Raw genomic sequence first — 15,710 nt, 5'->3', positions numbered from 1 at the left:
GATGGTGAATAATGCAAAAACGTATTGTACATATTGAAGGGCTAGTTGTTTTCCTAGCCACGATTTATGCGTATTCAATATATGAATTTAGTTGGATTATATTTTTAGTATTTCTTTTAGCACCGGATTTATCAATGTTAGCGTATGGGATAAATAATCATGTAGGTGCTAAAGTTTATAATATTTTTCACACATATATTATATCGATATTAATTGTTATGATAGGTTTCTTTTTTAAGATAGACACAGTTATTATGATAGGATTAATATGGACAGCGCATATTGGGATGGATCGAATGTTTGGATATGGATTGAAATATGAGACGGATTTTAAGGATACTCATATTCAAAGGTTATAATTGCTTTTGAGGAGAGGGATACGTTGAAACAGAGAATTACTATCGAAGAATATAACATCAAATGGGAAAGTGAATTTTATAAACTACAATCGCTCATTAACAATGTAATAAATGAACTTGTTTTGTCCATTGAGCATGTTGGGAGCACATCTGTTACAGGACTTGCAGCAAAACCAATATTAGATATTGATATAGTAATAGAAGAGTACGAAATTTTTCCTGAAGTAGTAAAAACGCTTGAAAAGATAGGGTATTACCATCAAGCTGACTGGAGCTTCAAAGGAAGAGAGGCGTTTGGCAGAAAGGACGCTTTCGTTCCGTGGGACGGAGAAAGTACAGTTTGGATGGAACATCATTTATATGTGTGTGACAAAAATAGCGAAGAGTTAAGAAGACATATAGCGTTTCGGGATTACCTTCGTGAACATGAAGACGTTGCTGTTGAATATGGTCGTTTAAAGGAAGGGTTAGCAAGAGAATCAAAAAATCGATCCAGTTATAGTGAAGGTAAGACGGCATTTATTACAAATATATTGGAAAAAATAAACTAAGGTCGCATTGAGTACATGCGACCTATTCTTTTTTTAGTTGAAAGCTGCCACTATAAAATAATGACAAACTGGCACTGTTGATTGATACGATTACTAAATAAAATAGAAAAGAGCGGAAAAGAGGGAGCTTATGTACATACCAAAATATTTCGCAATAGAAGATGAAAAGATGAAGTATGAGATAATGGAACAAAATAGCTTTGCTACATTATTTTCTCAACATAACGGGGAACCATATGCAACACATTTGCCGTTGTTATTAAGTAGGGAGACTCTAACTTTACATGGCCATTTCGCACGTCCGAATGAACAGTGGAAAGATAGTGAGAATCAAGAAGTGTTAGCTATATTCCAAGGACCACATAGCTACATATCTCCATCATGGTATGAAACAAACAACGCAGTATCAACATGGAATTACGTTGCAGTGCATGTATATGGGGAATTAGAAATTGTTGAAGATGAACAGGAATTAAGAGATTCTCTTCAAGAGTTAGTACATAAATATGAAAATCCACAGAGTACGTATTCACTTAATGATGTAGACTCGAATTATATGGCAGGATTAAGTAAAGGGATAGTTGGTTTTAAAATTAAGATTAGTAAAATAGAAGGAAAAGCGAAGTTAAGTCAAAATCATTCTGTGGCAAGAAGAAAATTAGTTGTGGAGGAACTTGAGAAAGTTGGTAGTGGGGGGAGTAGGGGGATTGCGGAGTTGATGAGAAAATAAAGTCTACATCAAAGGGAGATATTCTAAATAAGCGTATTTAAAAAGACCTTCTTAATTGAAGGTCTTCCGTTTTTTAAAGTGCTTTTTCAGTTGTTGTTGTTGTTGTTGTTGTTGAGTTGTAGTCTTTACTTACGTCAACGGATTGAACAAGGTCAGGTCTTTGTGGTGCAGGAAGATCAGCATGACCCGCTTGGTATGTAAATGAACTATGAATACCAGTAGCCAAAATACCGAAAACAGATAGTCCTAAAAAAACAGAGCTAATTTTTTTAATCATTTCAATGCCCCTTTCTCAAACGTTTTTTCTTTTGCTTGTAACGCTTTATGAAAATATTCACTTGCCTTAATGTGGTTATTTTCACTATAAAATTTAACAGCTAATTTTTCTGAGTATTCTTGAGTGTAGTTATATAATAATTCTTTGTCGAAAAACGTAATTCCTTCAAGAATAATTGTTTCTAATTCTTCAGAAGCAACATTATTATTTAGTTCGTTTAGAATTTTAAAATGATATATATATTCTTCATTATTTAATTCAGTACAAATTTTTAACCCTTTTTGGATTAACCCTTCAGCAATACTAGTTTCATCTAGTTTAGAGTGTTCTCTTGCTTGCAAGAAGAGAGCTTTGAAATGTGTAGGTTTCTTTTCAGTTACTTCTGATAGGTGACGGATTGCGAGTGTGGAGAGGTTTTGACTCGCATATAACCAACCCAAATTATTACGTACACTTAAAATTAATTCTTTTTCATTAGATTTTTGTAAAAGGTGTATTGCTGAATTATATTGTTCTTCCGCTTGTTCATATTGTTTTAAATATACAAATGAGGCACCTAATGTATTTTTGCATAATCCAACTTTAACTTCGTAGCCAGTATGTTTATCGAAAATCTCTTTAGCCTTAGTTGCATATTCAATGGATTCAATTGGTTGATAAAAGTGATAATGGAAAATCGCCATTCGATAATAAAATTCAGCATGCTCTAGATTATCAGTGTTATTTACTAGTAATAACTTAGCTTGTTCATAATGTTCGCTAGCTAAGTTATAGTCTGTGGTTAAAGTTGCATAAATGCCTTTAAAGAAGTGATAGTAGTAAGCCAGTGGATGGTTGGATGAGATTAAGTAAGAATCTATTTTATCAAAACAATCTTTTGAAATACTTAAACTATCTACTAAAACTTTATATCGAAAGTCTAGTAAGGAATGATATAATGCTAAGTTTTCATCTTCTTCAAAGTTTAGTTCCTTTTCCTCAATTTCATGCTTTAAGTTTGTCGCCTGGGACACATCTTGTTTAAGCATAGCTAAATACCAATCATTAAATAATTTCGTCATTTGTTCATTACCTTGTAGTTGAACGTTCATGAAATCCCCTCGCTTTTTGAATATTCTTATAAAATATATTATCAAATATATTATCAAAAATAACAATATTTAGAAATGTAATTTTTATTTCTCAATATTTGTTTAACGAGCTTATGAGTAAGTCTATTGGAATAGTTTAATTTTTGTTTTGGAGTAAAGAAAAGGAATCGGGAAAGGTGCATTTTAAAGTTCTAGTTGAGAGGGGAGAATATAAAAAAGTGTGTTCACACAATCTGTATGAACACACCTTTTTACATATTAAACAATCAAGTCCCACAAAAAGTACGATAAGGACGATTCGTCGGTGCAGGTGGAACGCAGTATTCTTCTTGTTCTGTCACATACGCATAAGGATTTGATAGAGCTTCAAGAAGTTTTTCCATTACGCTATAGTCGCCATTTGCCACAGCTGCTTCTAGTGCTTCTTCTACGCGGTGGTTCCTTGGAATGATGGATGGATTATTATTTTGCATCATTTCGTAGGCATTTTCTTTCGATTCTTCTTGTCGTTCTAATCGAGATTGCCACAGTTCGTACCATTCTTTAAATTCAGGGCTTTCAAATAGAGCTGTATTTTCGATAGTATCAAGAGTTAATGAACGGAATGTATTTGTGTAATCTGCTTTATATTTCTCCATCATTTTTAAAAGTTGCTCAATAAGTGATTGATCTTGCTCCTCGTTGTTAAATAGTCCTAATTTCTTTTTCATTCCAAGGAACCAATTGTTTTCATATTGTACGCTAAATTTTGAAATTTCGTCTTGAGCAATCTTGAGTGCTTCTTCTTCATCTTCATGTAAGATCGGTATTAAAGATTCTGCTAATCGTGCTAGGTCCCATGCGGCCATATATGGCTGATTCCCATATGCGTAGCGACCTTGTGTATCGATAGAGCTAAATACAGTTCCTTGGTCGTAATTGTCCATAAAAGCACAAGGGCCGTAATCGATCGTTTCTCCGCTAATTGTGATATTGTCAGTGTTCATTACGCCGTGAATAAATCCAACAAGTTGCCATTTAGCGATGAGACTTGCTTGTTTTTTTATGACTTCTTGTAGTAGTGCAGTATATCGGTTTTCATGAGTCTCAATTTCTGGATAATGCCTTTGTATTGTATAGTCAGCTAGTGATTGAAGATCCTCGATAGAACCACGAGCTGCAGCATATTGAAATGTGCCGACGCGTAGATGGCTACTTGCTACTCTAGTTAAAATGGCTCCAGGTAACTTTGTTTCACGATATGTTGGCTCGCCAGTTGTGACAACTGCTAAACTGCGGGTAGTTGGAATATCAAGTGCATACATTGCTTCACTAATAATATACTCACGTAGCATCGGACCGAGTGCAGCGCGACCATCACCGCGGCGTGAATACGGAGTAGGGCCAGAACCTTTCAGCTGAATGTCAAAACGATTACCTGAAGGAGTAATTTGTTCACCAATTAAAAGCACACGACCGTCGCCTAACATATTGAAATGTCCAAATTGATGACCGGCATACGCTTGTGCTAATGGATGAGCTCCTTCTGGGAGTCCATTGCCAGCAAAAATAGCAATTTCAATTTCTTTTTTCAATTCTTCAGGATTAAAGCCAAGAGATATTGCTAGTGAATGATTTAGTTTAACTAGCTCCGGTGAACTTACGGGAGTAGGGGGGATTTCTGTATAAAATGATTGCGGCAGAGTCGTATAACTATTATCTAAATTCCAACCAGCTTCATTATTTTTAGTCATTTTATCTCCTCCTTGTTTATTTTTTTATTATGTATTTGTACGTATGTATTCTTTGTAAAATTAGCTAAAAGTATAATATGATATTTCCCCTTGCAATCTATTGTAAGGACTTCACTGCACGATGTCTATTTAACAGTAAATATAAAGACCCCATTTTAAGAAAATGGAGTCTTTGTTATTATTTTATTTTTACGATTATTTTTCCTTTTGCTCTTCCAGCTTCTGAATATTCCATTGCTCTTTGCGCATCTTCAAAAGGGAAAACTCGATCGATTACCGGTTTGATTTCACCATCTTCAATATAATTTGCGATAGTACGTAATTGATCTCCGCTTGGCTTCATAAATAAAAATGAATATTGCGCATTATGCTTTTTTTCAAGTGCAGTAAGTTTTCTACTTGCTAATGAAAATAAGAGTGTTTTGAAAAATCCTGAACCAAATTCTTTACCGAATCGAGCATTCGGCATTCCAGAAACGGAAACAATGTTGCCGCCGTTTTTTATAGTATGGAATGATTTTTCAAGTGTTGTACCACCGATTGTATCAAATACTGCATCATAATCTTTTAGTATTTCTTCAAATTTTTCTGTTTTGTAATTAATAATTTCATCTGCGCCAAGAGACTTTACTAAATCGGCACCAGCTTCACTAGCAGTCGTTGTAACGGTAGCGCCCATTATTTTTGCTAACTGAATTGCGAAAGTACCAACACCACCAGATCCAGCGTGAATTAATATCTTTTGTCCTTTTTCTAGTTGCATGATGTCATGTAGTGCTTGATAGGATGTTAAGCCAACGAGTGGAATCGACGCCGCTTCCTCAAAACTTAAATTTTTTGGTTTTAAAGCTATATCATCCTCATGAATGGCTATATATTCCGCGAAAGTACCGATTTTATTTTTTCTTGGACGTGCATATATTTCATCGCCAACTTTAAAACGAGTCACTTTTGATCCAACCTGCACGATGACACCGGAAAAGTCATTACCAAGAATTAAGGGCATTTCATATTTAAGTAGCATCTTTACTTTTCCATCGCGTATTTTAAAGTCAATTGGGTTAATACTAGCCGCATGAATTTCTGCGAGCACTTCATACTCATGCATTTCAGGAGTAGGTACCTCTGCCATACGCATTGGAACTTTCCCGTACTTATCAATTATCATTGCTTTCATTTCTTATCCCTCCAAATTTCAATAAAGTGAAACTTTAATCAGTGGGGGGGTTCTTCATCCCACACTGATTATTAGTTGAACCAATCGGACTTTTATGGGCAGTTGATCCCCATCTAAATTCTTTGCTTTCGCTGAATTTTGAGTTGGGGGTCTTACTGCCCGTTAAAGTGGGATAAAAGTTGTGCAATAGCTTTTCAATATCTAATACAAGATTTTTTAATACACCTAATTTTGTACGTATATCAATATAATAAAAGTTTTTTGTACCTTCTTTTCGCATTAAAATAATACCGGCTTCTCGTAAAATTCTAAGGTGATGCGATACCGCTGGTCGAGAAAGGTGTGTTTGCTTCGTAATTTCTCCTACACGTAATCCGGTTTGACATTCCGTTTCCATGAGAACTAACAAAATAGCTTGACGTGTTTCATCGCCAATTGCTAATAATACTTTTTGAGAATCTATAAAATCTTTTTTTATAACATTTAATTGTTCTTGTTTATTCATTTCAATCACTTTACCTCCTGGTAATTAGTCGAAAGGTTTAAGATGATGAACCATTATATCGATACGGTAATGCTACATGATTGTTGTATGAGCTGCAATATTGGGAAAGAAAATCGAGACGAATGAATTATTACAAGTTAAAAAGTATTGCCTTGTAAAAGAAAAAATGCCAAGTTACGGTATATTAGCTTTTGGATTATGTTTAAAAATCAAATGAATTTGTTTTATGTAAGACAACGCCGCCTTTTATGATGTTTTCAACTTACAAAATAAAAATATTGTAAGTTGAAAAAGGATATGTTAATCTTATAACCTAATTGAAATCGTATTTTTTGTACTCAACTTACAAATGATAAAAAATGTAAGTTGTTATATAAATAAAATGGACGGTGAGAAAAATGACAGATAAGGCGTTAACGAAAAATGTTGTTTTAGATGCAGCGGAAAAAGAGTTAATGAAATATGGATGGGGTAGGACGACACTTGTTAGTATTGCGAAGTCACTTGATGTTAGTCATGCGGCTTTATATTCTTATTTTCGGAGTAAGGCTGCACTACGCGATGCTATTTTAGAAAGATGGCTGCTTAAGTACTCAGATCAGCTTGAGCAAATTGCTGGAAAAGATGGAGAGACAGAAATCATTTTAAAAGAGTGGTTCTTTCGTTTATTTCAGCTTAAAAAGCAAGAGTTACTTGAGAATGAAGAGTTATTTACATTGAATAGTTCGTTAGTGCAGCAAAAGAATAAGGTGATTCAAAAGCACGAAGAAAGATTAGTTGGACAACTGGAGAACGTGATAAATCGTGGAATAGAGCGCAATGAGATTGAAAAACAAGATAGTTTGTTTTTAGCGCATACGTTATTTGGTTTACTTTCATCGTTCTATCACCCTGCTTTTTCTGAGAAGTGGAAAGAAGAGAGGATAAACGAAGAGTTTCAAAAGTCGTGGGAGATTGTTGCTTGTGGCATTTTTCAAAAGTAAAAAGTTACGTATCATATAAGGCTTTCAAATAGTAGGAGAAGGGGAGATTATATGAGTCATTATAAAGAAGAGCAACAACGTGTAGATGTAGTTATTGAAAAAGTAGACGAGGAACTGAAAGAGCTGGATAATCGAGTTGGCTCAGTGAAGTCTGAAATTGTAAGTATTAGAAAAAACTTTTGGGAAGATGTAAAAGTAAATATAGATAATATTAAAGAAGCGGTTGAAACGGCGGCGAGTATTAGGCAAGAGGCAGAGCTTCTTGCTGAAAGAGAACATACACATCGTCATACGAAAAATGAATATAACCTTTTAACGAAAATAAAAGAAACGCCGTATTTTGGGCGGATTGATTTTAAAGAAGATGCTGAAGCGGATACTGATGAAATATATATCGGTATCGGCTCTTTTTATGATAAAGAAAATGATGAGTTTTTAGTATACGATTGGCGGGCACCTATTTCGAGCCTTTATTATGATTACACTTTAGGGAGAGCAGAGTATAAAGCGCCCATAGGTACGATTTCAGGCGATTTGCTTTTAAAACGTCAATATATGATTCGAAATGGGACGATTCAAAGTATGTTTGATACAGGTGTGACGATAGGTGATGAATTATTACAAGAAGCACTTGGACGAAATGCAAGTGAACAAATGAAAAGTATTGTAGCGACAATACAGAGGGAACAAAATCAAATTATTCGAAACGATAAAAGTGATGTGTTAATTGTGCAAGGGACTGCTGGGAGCGGAAAAACTTCAGCAGCACTGCAACGTGTTGCTTATTTACTGTATCGTTACCGCGGCACGGTTCACGCGGATCAAATGTTACTGTTTTCTCCGAATGAGTTGTTCAATAGTTATATTGCGAACGTTTTGCCAGAGCTTGGGGAAGAAAATATGCAACAAACGACTTTTCAAGCGTATGTGGAACATATGATTGGAAAAAGCTTTACTGTAGAAGATTCATTTGCACAGTTAGAATACGTGTTAACGAAGAAGAATGAAAGTACGTATGAAACTAGAGTGAAAGGTATTCAATATAAATCTTCGGTTGAATTTATGGGACTACTTGAGAAATACGCGCGAAGCTTAAGTGAAAAAGGTTTACAATTTCATGATGTTACATGTAAAGGTGAAGTGCTCATAGAGGCAAAATCAATATGTGCTTATTTTTATAGCCTAGACATGATGATTGCTATACCGAATCGAATGCAACTTACAATGGAATGGATTCTTCGGAAGTTACATGAATTTGAAAAGATAGAAGCGAAAAAAGATTGGGTGGAACGAGAAGTTCAGTATTTAAATAAAGAAGATTACAATCGCATATATGAAAAATTAGAGAAGGATAATCAATTTGATTATTATGAGAAGGAACATGAGTTATTAACGAAATATGTAGTGAAGAAACATTTTCGTTCGTTACGTAGAAGGGTGAAAAAGTTCGCTTTTGTAAATCATCCGGCGATTTTTCAGCAGTTATTTGAAAGTAAGCAGAAAGATATTTTTGTACCAGATTGCTGGGGAGATATATGTAAGCAGACAGTGAAGCGTTTAAAGAATAAACAGCTAGCAAATGAAGATGCAGCGCCGTATTTGTTTTTAAAAGAGTTACTTGAAGGATTTAAGACGAATCACCTTGTAAAGTTTGTATTTATTGACGAAGTGCAAGATTATACAGCATTTCAATTAGCGTTTCTAAAACGACTATTTCCGAAGGCGAAATGGACGTTACTTGGTGATCGTAATCAAAATATTTTCTCGCATGATCAAAATAGAGAGAACAATATTATCGCCACATTATTTACGGATCATAAAGTAGAAACAGTCCAGCTTAACCGTAGTTATCGATCGACAAAACCGATCATTGAATTTACAAAGTGTATGATTCCAAATGGAAATGAGATTCAAGCTTTTAACAGGGATGGTAAGAAGCCTGTTTGTATAAAAGTAAGTGATGAACGAGAGCATGTAGAGAATATGGTGCTTAAGGTGAAAGAGTTAAAAGAAAAAGGTTATAAAACAGTTGCGATAATTTGTAAAACAAATGAAGAATGTATGAAAGTAATGGAGTTAATAAGAGATACATTATATGTGCATCTTGTGCAAAAAGAAAATACAACTTACGAGAAAGGCGTTATTGTTATTCCTGCTTATTTGGCGAAAGGGATAGAATTTGACGTGGTTATTATATTTGATGCATCCAATGACATCTATTATAGAGAGTCTGAACGTAATTTATTTTACACAGCATGCACGAGGGCGATGCATGAATTATATGTATATTATGCCGGGGAGCTAACGAAATTTCTTACACATGTTCCAGAAGAATTATATATAAGGGAGAGATGTTAAATGGCGAATCAATATAATACTTTTCAAAATTGTAGTAAAGAAGTTTCAATGTTATTACCACTTCCGAAGTATGTAAAGATAGTACGGGAGCATGAAGAATTACGTGACAGTGTACAAGTTTCCATCAAGCGCTATCAGGTAGAAGGGCCGCTAAATTACGGTGGTGCTCATATTACAACCATTACTACTCAAAATGATAAGTGCTTATTAAGTTATACGAATATGATGCCAGTACACTCAGACAAACTGCCTCATAAAGATGATGCTGAACAAATAGCAATGGATGTAATGGCAAAGGTTGATCAACAATATGCAAGTGGTTTAACTTTACTGCGTATAGAAAAACAAACGAGGCAGTATAAAGATGAAGGGGAAACTGTTACTTTCCCTGTTTTTTGGGTGAAAATGATGCATACTAACGGGAGTTTTAACTGGGTGACAATTGGAGGAGACGGACAAATCATTGAATTTGAGCGTGAAGTACGCTGGGATTATATGATGAGTCGTCGTCAAACGGAAATGTGGTATTACGATGACTGGGTGTTGGCACGTATGGGAAAAGGTCCGCAATTAATGCCGCCAGCTGCTTTAGCATAGAAACTATCTATTTAAAAAATATTCACAAATATTAATAGGTTTGGTATGATTAATTTCGACAAGTTAATCGAGGCCGGAGATATTTGAGATAAGCCATAAATTTATTTAGGGATACAGGAGTGTCCTCTAAATAATTTATGGCTTTTTTTTATTGATGAACTGTAATCAATAAGGAGTTACATGTGAATAGGAGGGATATGGAAAATAAATAGTATAGTAAAAATATAAGGGAATTGTATTTGTAAGATTGGAATTTTAATATAAGCTTATAAAAATGATGAAAGTATATCTTCTATTTCGTGTAAATCTCATTAACTTGTTGAAATTTGCAACGTAGGAAGGGTTAGAAGGATGAGAAAAATTATTAGCGTGTTAGTTATTTTCTTTATGACGGGAAGTATCTTTGCTGGGGGAGCAGTTCATGCGAAAGTAGAAGGGAAGCATGAATGGAATACGAATAAGTTTTTAAATATTGCACATCGCGGAGCAAGTGGACATGCACCTGAGCATACTTTTGCTTCTTATGATCTTGTGAAAAAAATGAAAGCGGATTATTTGGAGTTAGATATTCAGTTAACTAAGGACGGCCAGTTGATTGCAATGCATGATACAGCAGTTGACCGCACTACAAATGGTACAGGGGAAGTACGAGATAAAACATTAAGTGAAATAAAGAGCTTAGATGCAGGATCTTGGTTCAATAAAGCTTATCCAGAAAAGGCTAAGAGAGAGTATGTTGGTCAAAAAGTTCCGACTCTTGAAGAAATCTTCCAAAAGTACGGAAGAAGCATGAAGTATTACATTGAAACAAAATCACCAGATGTGTATCCAGGAATGGAAGAGAAATTGTTAGCATTGTTAAATAAATATAATTTAGTAGGTCAAAACATGTCATCTAGTCGTGTTATGATTCAATCATTTAGTAAAGATAGTTTAACAAAGATTCATAGTATGAATAGAAATATTCCGTTAGTTCAACTGCTTTGGTATTATCCAAATGAAAATAATGAGATTGTTGAATGGTCTGGTATTACACATGAACCGAAAAGTGTAACGAATGAAGAGTTTCAAGAAATTAAAAAGTATGCAGTTGGTATTGGGCCAAACTTACGTAATGATAACGGAGATTTAATTATGAATGAGTCATATATGAAGATGGCTAGGAAAAATGGACTGTTAATACATCCTTATACAATTAATGAGAAACCAGATATGAGATTGTTAATTAAATGGGGTGCTACAGGAATGTTTACAAATTACCCAGATCGATTACATAGTGTGTTAAAAGAAAAATAAAGTGAAACTTTAATCAGTGGGGGTTTTCTTCATCCCACACTGATTATTAGTTGAACCAATCGGACTTTAATGGGCAGTTAATCCCCCAGCAAACTTCTTTGCTTTCGCTGAATTTTGAGGTGGGGGTCTTACTGCCCATTAAAGCGGGATAAATAGGAGAAAGGTATACCGACGTTTTGGTATACCTTTTTCTATTATGCTAGATTATAGTAGTAGGATACATATTCTTCTAAGCCTTGAACTTCTTTTTCAGGTGGCTCGATACCGCCTTTTCTACCGTAGCAAATATTTCTCAAGTATTCTCCAAAAATCATAGAGCGACTCTTTTCATTTTCCATCCAATTATATTTATTCATTATAAACTCACCATCGAAACTTGTATCAAATGTAAATGGAATACAAGTAACAGTATTAGGTAGATGTTTTTTTAATACTTTATATTGCCGACCAGCTCCTAAACTTTTACATACAAAGAGTAATCGATTAATCTTTGTGAAATCAAAAATCTTTTTCGCTTCAATTACATTAGCGATAGAATGAAGGGAGTCTGTCTCGAATATGATAGCTTCTTTTGGTACGCCATGTTCAATTAATTTATGTACAATTACTTCTGCTTCTGACAAATCCCCGTAATTCCAGCTCGGATGTTTCATGCCATGCAAACTAGTACCGCCTGTAACGATAATTTGGTTTCCTAAACCTTGTTGATAAGCTTTTAGAGGAGCTTGCCAATTGCCAGGATGAGAACCGCCGAAAACGAAAATTGCATCACATTTTTGTGGTGTTATTTCTTTTAGAAAAGTGATTTCTGTAATTTGATCGATTTGTTTTTTCGTCAGAGTAGGGACATCAGGATATTTAGGGATTACCATTTGAAAACCTCCTATATAGTAAAATGATAAATTCATTATATAGCGATTTTATTAAGTGGAAAAAAGGAAGCTTTTAATTTGAAAGTACCCCTTTTAAGATAACTCTCCAACAAACCAAATCTCTTTTTCATAGCATTCATCCTCATCATGCACGATTTCTTGGAAGTGCAACCTTTGAAAAGTAGGACAAATTGAAATTCCCCATGTCTTCCAAAAATCAGACTCATTTGCAAGAGGAATCCATTTTTGAAATTCACTATTTCTATTAAAGAAATCATGAAAGTAGTCTTCATTTTTAAATATAATGATTTGTGAATGCCACAACCTTTCTATAGAAATCAAAACAACAACTCGATATGTATGTGTATCGATCGGTTTTATTTTTATTAAATGGCTTGCTTGATTTAATAGGGTTTGTATACATAATCGTTTTACTTTTCTAGGTGTTTTACACGAATTGATAAAAGCTTGGGAAACTGGTAATGGCATATACCAATATTCATCGTAATAGAAAGCAGAAGGGAACGTTTTTGTATGTTCTTCAATTCGCTGTATCATAGTGTTTGTTTTACGCTTCATCCCACGTATTTTCTTTTCACGCATTGTTAAATCATCTCCATAAATTTTTGTAATGCAGCTGAGTGATATATATCTTTTCTAGTAATAAAAGTAGTAGGAACTTTTTTGAATCTATTAGGTAAAGGATTAAATGATACGTTATGTGCATGACCATTTAATATAGATTTCATCATAATTGCTACGCCCATATTTGATTTTACACAGGCGAGTATTGCTTCAATTGTTCCAAACTCTAATACTCGTTTAGGCGAGATGCCTTCTTCTTGAAGCCAGTCTTCTAATAAACTTCTATAATAGCAACCGTGACTAAAAGCGAGTAAATTCATATCTTCTATATTTTTAAGAGAGGATAAAGGTTTTTTACTAATGAGAACTAATTCTTCTTCACGAAATACATTTGTATGAAGTTCAGTATGCTGAGTAGGTCCTGCTATAAACGCTCCGTCTAGTTTTCGTTCTAACACAAGCCTAATTAGTTGTTCGGTCGTATTTGTTTCTAAAATCAATTCGACTTCTCGGTATTTCTCATAATAGGCCGTTAATATAGATGGCAGCCTTACCGCGGTTGTAGATTCTGTACACCCGATTTTCAAAGGGCCTTTAGGATCAGTTCCATTACTTTGAACCGCTTTTATAGATTGATCCATTAAGTGGATAATTTGTTTGGCGTATGTTAATAAAATCTCACCGTTAGAAGTTAAAGTTACCCCTTTTCCGTTACGGTAAAATAAAGGCACACCTAATTCATTTTCTAGATGTTTCATACGCATTGTTACGCCTGATTGTACATAGTTCAAATTTTTCGCAGCGTGAGAAATATTACTTTCCTTAGCAACTTCGTAAAATACAGTTAAATCTTTTATGTCCACGTATCATCCCTCCAAAAAGATATCAATTTTTTTGATGGATTATATGATGAATCTTTATTTTATATGATATCAGAACTTTCATACAATGGAAGAGGATGGAGGGATTATTGTGTTAATGGAAGAAAGGATGAACAGTACTTATAAGTGGGTGATGTTAATTGTTGCGACGATTGCTCAAACAACAGCGACACTTATAACATATGGTGTCGGGGTTTTCGCTTTATTTTGGAAAGAAGAATATGCGCTTACGAATATGGAGAGTGGATTGTTAGTAAGTGTTGTAAATGTTGGACCGTTATTTTGTATGCTTTTTGTCGGTCGGTTACTGGATCGATATAATGAAAAATTATTAATTTCTATCAGTTCATTTTTGCTAGGAGGTTCGTTTTTACTAACTAATATAGTAAATGGATTTAATGGTCTGTTATTTGTACTTTTATTAGTAGGAATGTTTTATAGTGTTTCCCAGCCAGGGGGAAGTAAAGTAATTTTAAAATGGTTCCCAAAAGAAAATCGTGGATTAGCGATGGGAATAAGGCAAGCTGGTATACCAATTGGTGGTGCATTAGCGGGAGTGCTAATCCCATTTTTTACAATACAATATAATGTGGCTTACGCGATAAATAGTATGGCATGCATTTGTATAAGTGGAGGGTTATTATTTTTTATTTATTATAAAGAGCCATATGTTCAAGAGGATGCAAAGAAAGAACATATTAAAATTTCTTTTTGGACGGAGTTAAAAGTAGTGATATGTAAAAAAGAGTTGTATCCAATATATATAACGGGTATTTGCATGATTTCATTGCAAATGGTGTTAGTTGGGCACTTCATGAAATTTTTAGTAAAGGAACAATCTATCACATCTATTGTAGCTGGAACAGTATTTTCAGTGATGTTCTTTTCTGGAATGATAGGCCGTGTTATATTAGCAGCTAGTAGTGATTTGTTTTATAAGGGGAATCGGCGCACGCCATTATTTATAGCTGTCTGTGCTTCTATCGGTTTGATTCTATTGTTAGTCATGGGCATACATACAGTAACGAGTGGAGTATTGTATGGTGTAAGTGCATTGTTAGGGTTCTTTTCAATTGGATGGTTTAGTCTTTTTATAGCCGAAGTTGCTGAATTGGCAAGTGAAGAATCTGTTGGAATAACAGTTAGTTTGGCACTTACATTCAATCAAATTGCGATTATTGTTGCACCTGTTTTATTTGGTTATATTGTCGATGAGAAAGGGTATACGTATGCGTGGTTGTGTATAGTAATATTATTAAGTATCTCAGCAGTGAGTTTTTATAGTAAAAACAAAAAATAAAAGAAAGTTAGCAATGTAAATTTTTTATGAAGAAAGTCTAAAGAAATGCCGAATGAGCGACATTTCTTTTTTTATATGTTGTATAATCAAAATATAAATGAGATTCGTTTTCATTGACGTTCATTGCCTCTTTTGAAATTACCTGTAACTTTAGCCATAATGAGTTGTTTTTCTGTATCGTTATGTGCACGATTTATTTTGTTTAAAAATTTTTCAGCATCAGTTCCTTTTAATATCGTAATTTATTTTCCGTAATATTCAATTAAAACTATGTTATTTTTTGTTACCCTGTAATGAAACATCATATCATCTAAACGATTGCGTTTATCAGTATTTTTCATGTTTATAACTCCTTTTTGATAATGATAATGTGTAACAAATGTTACATAAGATGTTGAAATTATAGTAGGGTGTA

Annotated in this window: 15 protein-coding genes and 2 pseudogenes; 8 read left to right on the top strand and 9 right to left on the bottom strand. The window is 34.2% G+C overall.

Going from position 1 to position 15,710, the window contains the following annotated elements; translation table 11 throughout:
• The first annotated feature begins 11 nt into the window (after positions 1–11).
• The 3 genes from F8162_RS05425 to F8162_RS05415 all read left to right on the top strand — a co-directional run bounded on the left by F8162_RS05425 (position 12) and on the right by F8162_RS05415 (position 1,640).
• Positions 12–359, top strand: coding sequence for a DUF4260 domain-containing protein (locus tag F8162_RS05425; protein WP_151634332.1), 348 nt, complete (start codon positions 12–14; stop codon positions 357–359).
• A 23-nt stretch (positions 360–382) separates the two neighbouring features.
• Positions 383–910, top strand: coding sequence for a GrpB family protein (locus tag F8162_RS05420; protein WP_151634334.1), 528 nt, complete (start codon positions 383–385; stop codon positions 908–910).
• Positions 911–1,040: 130 nt separating this feature from the next.
• Complete coding sequence (locus F8162_RS05415) at positions 1,041–1,640, top strand: FMN-binding negative transcriptional regulator (protein WP_151634337.1); 600 nt, start codon at positions 1,041–1,043, stop codon at positions 1,638–1,640.
• A gap of 73 nt (positions 1,641–1,713) precedes the next feature.
• Here F8162_RS05415 and F8162_RS05410 read toward each other — a convergent pair whose 3' ends face one another.
• The 5 genes and pseudogenes from F8162_RS05410 to F8162_RS05390 all read right to left on the bottom strand — a co-directional run.
• A complete protein-coding gene (locus F8162_RS05410) occupies positions 1,714–1,917 on the bottom strand; it encodes a Phr family secreted Rap phosphatase inhibitor (RefSeq protein ID WP_151634339.1) in 204 nt (67 codons plus the stop codon).
• Complete coding sequence (locus F8162_RS05405; protein WP_151634341.1) at positions 1,914–3,008, bottom strand: hypothetical protein; 1,095 nt, start codon at positions 3,006–3,008, stop codon at positions 1,914–1,916. The genes F8162_RS05410 and F8162_RS05405 overlap by 4 nt, the downstream gene beginning before the upstream one ends.
• A 266-nt stretch (positions 3,009–3,274) precedes the next feature.
• A complete protein-coding gene (locus F8162_RS05400) occupies positions 3,275–4,741 on the bottom strand; it encodes a protein adenylyltransferase SelO (RefSeq protein WP_151634343.1) in 1,467 nt (488 codons plus the stop codon).
• A 178-nt stretch (positions 4,742–4,919) separates the two neighbouring features.
• On the bottom strand, positions 4,920–5,918 hold the full coding sequence (locus F8162_RS05395; RefSeq protein WP_151634345.1) for an NADP-dependent oxidoreductase: 999 nt from the start codon (positions 5,916–5,918) through the stop codon (positions 4,920–4,922).
• Between the two features lie 172 nt (positions 5,919–6,090).
• Positions 6,091–6,432 (bottom strand): annotated as a pseudogene (locus tag F8162_RS05390) (ArsR/SmtB family transcription factor); the annotation flags it as partial.
• 389 nt (positions 6,433–6,821) lie between these two features.
• On the opposite strand from F8162_RS05390, the gene F8162_RS05385 reads away from it, so the two are divergent.
• The 4 genes from F8162_RS05385 (at position 6,822) to F8162_RS05370 (ending at position 11,657) form a co-directional block, all read left to right on the top strand.
• Positions 6,822–7,406: a TetR/AcrR family transcriptional regulator gene (locus F8162_RS05385; RefSeq protein WP_151634347.1), complete on the top strand. Its 585-nt coding sequence runs from the start codon at positions 6,822–6,824 to the stop codon at positions 7,404–7,406.
• A 51-nt stretch (positions 7,407–7,457) separates the two neighbouring features.
• The gene (helD, locus tag F8162_RS05380; protein WP_151634349.1) at positions 7,458–9,764 is read left to right on the top strand and encodes an RNA polymerase recycling motor HelD; all 2,307 of its coding nucleotides are present in this window, start codon (positions 7,458–7,460) and stop codon (positions 9,762–9,764) included.
• The gene (locus F8162_RS05375) at positions 9,765–10,361 is read left to right on the top strand and encodes a hypothetical protein (RefSeq protein ID WP_151634351.1); all 597 of its coding nucleotides are present in this window, start codon (positions 9,765–9,767) and stop codon (positions 10,359–10,361) included.
• 351 nt (positions 10,362–10,712) lie between these two features.
• A complete protein-coding gene (locus tag F8162_RS05370) occupies positions 10,713–11,657 on the top strand; it encodes a glycerophosphodiester phosphodiesterase (RefSeq protein WP_151634353.1) in 945 nt (314 codons plus the stop codon).
• A 194-nt stretch (positions 11,658–11,851) separates the two neighbouring features.
• On the opposite strand, the gene F8162_RS05365 is transcribed toward F8162_RS05370, so the two are convergent.
• The 3 genes from F8162_RS05365 to F8162_RS05355 all read right to left on the bottom strand — a co-directional run bounded on the left by F8162_RS05365 (position 11,852) and on the right by F8162_RS05355 (position 13,977).
• Positions 11,852–12,529 (bottom strand): YdcF family protein, encoded by a 678-nt coding sequence (locus tag F8162_RS05365; RefSeq protein WP_151634355.1) that lies wholly within the window; start codon positions 12,527–12,529, stop codon positions 11,852–11,854.
• 93 nt (positions 12,530–12,622) lie between these two features.
• A complete protein-coding gene (locus F8162_RS05360; RefSeq protein WP_151634357.1) occupies positions 12,623–13,132 on the bottom strand; it encodes a DUF3916 domain-containing protein in 510 nt (169 codons plus the stop codon).
• Between the two features lie 2 nt (positions 13,133–13,134).
• Entirely contained in the window at positions 13,135–13,977 is an 843-nt protein-coding gene (locus F8162_RS05355) for a LysR family transcriptional regulator (RefSeq protein WP_151634359.1), read from the bottom strand.
• Positions 13,978–14,062: 85 nt separating this feature from the next.
• Here F8162_RS05355 and F8162_RS05350 point away from each other — a divergent pair, with 85 nt between their 5' ends.
• A complete protein-coding gene (locus F8162_RS05350; protein ID WP_151634361.1) occupies positions 14,063–15,295 on the top strand; it encodes an MFS transporter in 1,233 nt (410 codons plus the stop codon).
• 110 nt (positions 15,296–15,405) lie between these two features.
• On the opposite strand, the pseudogene F8162_RS05345 reads toward F8162_RS05350, so the two are convergent.
• Positions 15,406–15,636: pseudogene (locus F8162_RS05345) on the bottom strand (hypothetical protein).
• Between the last annotated feature and the right edge of the window lie 74 nt (positions 15,637–15,710).

The organism is Bacillus sp. CH140a_4T (assembly GCF_008923725.1).
In the GTDB taxonomy this organism is placed as follows: domain Bacteria; phylum Bacillota; class Bacilli; order Bacillales; family Bacillaceae_G; genus Bacillus_A.
The sequence above is the reverse complement of the archived record's forward strand: the minus strand, read 5'-3'. Positions and strand labels throughout refer to the sequence as shown.

What these genes read in the sequence shown, in the direction of transcription:
- F8162_RS05405 (WP_151634341.1), bottom strand. Translation starts at nt 3,008, where the DNA reads ATGAACGTTCAACTACAAGGTAATGAACAAATGACGAAATTATTTAAT.
- F8162_RS05400 (WP_151634343.1), bottom strand. Translation starts at nt 4,741, where the DNA reads ATGACTAAAAATAATGAAGCTGGTTGGAATTTAGATAATAGTTATACG.
- F8162_RS05410 (WP_151634339.1), bottom strand. Translation starts at nt 1,917, where the DNA reads ATGATTAAAAAAATTAGCTCTGTTTTTTTAGGACTATCTGTTTTCGGT.
- F8162_RS05395 (WP_151634345.1), bottom strand. Translation starts at nt 5,918, where the DNA reads ATGAAAGCAATGATAATTGATAAGTACGGGAAAGTTCCAATGCGTATG.
- F8162_RS05350 (WP_151634361.1), top strand. Translation starts at nt 14,063, where the DNA reads ATGGAAGAGGATGGAGGGATTATTGTGTTAATGGAAGAAAGGATGAAC.
- F8162_RS05425 (WP_151634332.1), top strand. Translation starts at nt 12, where the DNA reads ATGCAAAAACGTATTGTACATATTGAAGGGCTAGTTGTTTTCCTAGCC.
- F8162_RS05385 (WP_151634347.1), top strand. Translation starts at nt 6,822, where the DNA reads ATGACAGATAAGGCGTTAACGAAAAATGTTGTTTTAGATGCAGCGGAA.
- F8162_RS05365 (WP_151634355.1), bottom strand. Translation starts at nt 12,529, where the DNA reads ATGGTAATCCCTAAATATCCTGATGTCCCTACTCTGACGAAAAAACAA.
- F8162_RS05375 (WP_151634351.1), top strand. Translation starts at nt 9,765, where the DNA reads ATGGCGAATCAATATAATACTTTTCAAAATTGTAGTAAAGAAGTTTCA.
- F8162_RS05415 (WP_151634337.1), top strand. Translation starts at nt 1,041, where the DNA reads ATGTACATACCAAAATATTTCGCAATAGAAGATGAAAAGATGAAGTAT.
- helD (WP_151634349.1), top strand. Translation starts at nt 7,458, where the DNA reads ATGAGTCATTATAAAGAAGAGCAACAACGTGTAGATGTAGTTATTGAA.
- F8162_RS05360 (WP_151634357.1), bottom strand. Translation starts at nt 13,132, where the DNA reads ATGCGTGAAAAGAAAATACGTGGGATGAAGCGTAAAACAAACACTATG.
- F8162_RS05370 (WP_151634353.1), top strand. Translation starts at nt 10,713, where the DNA reads ATGAGAAAAATTATTAGCGTGTTAGTTATTTTCTTTATGACGGGAAGT.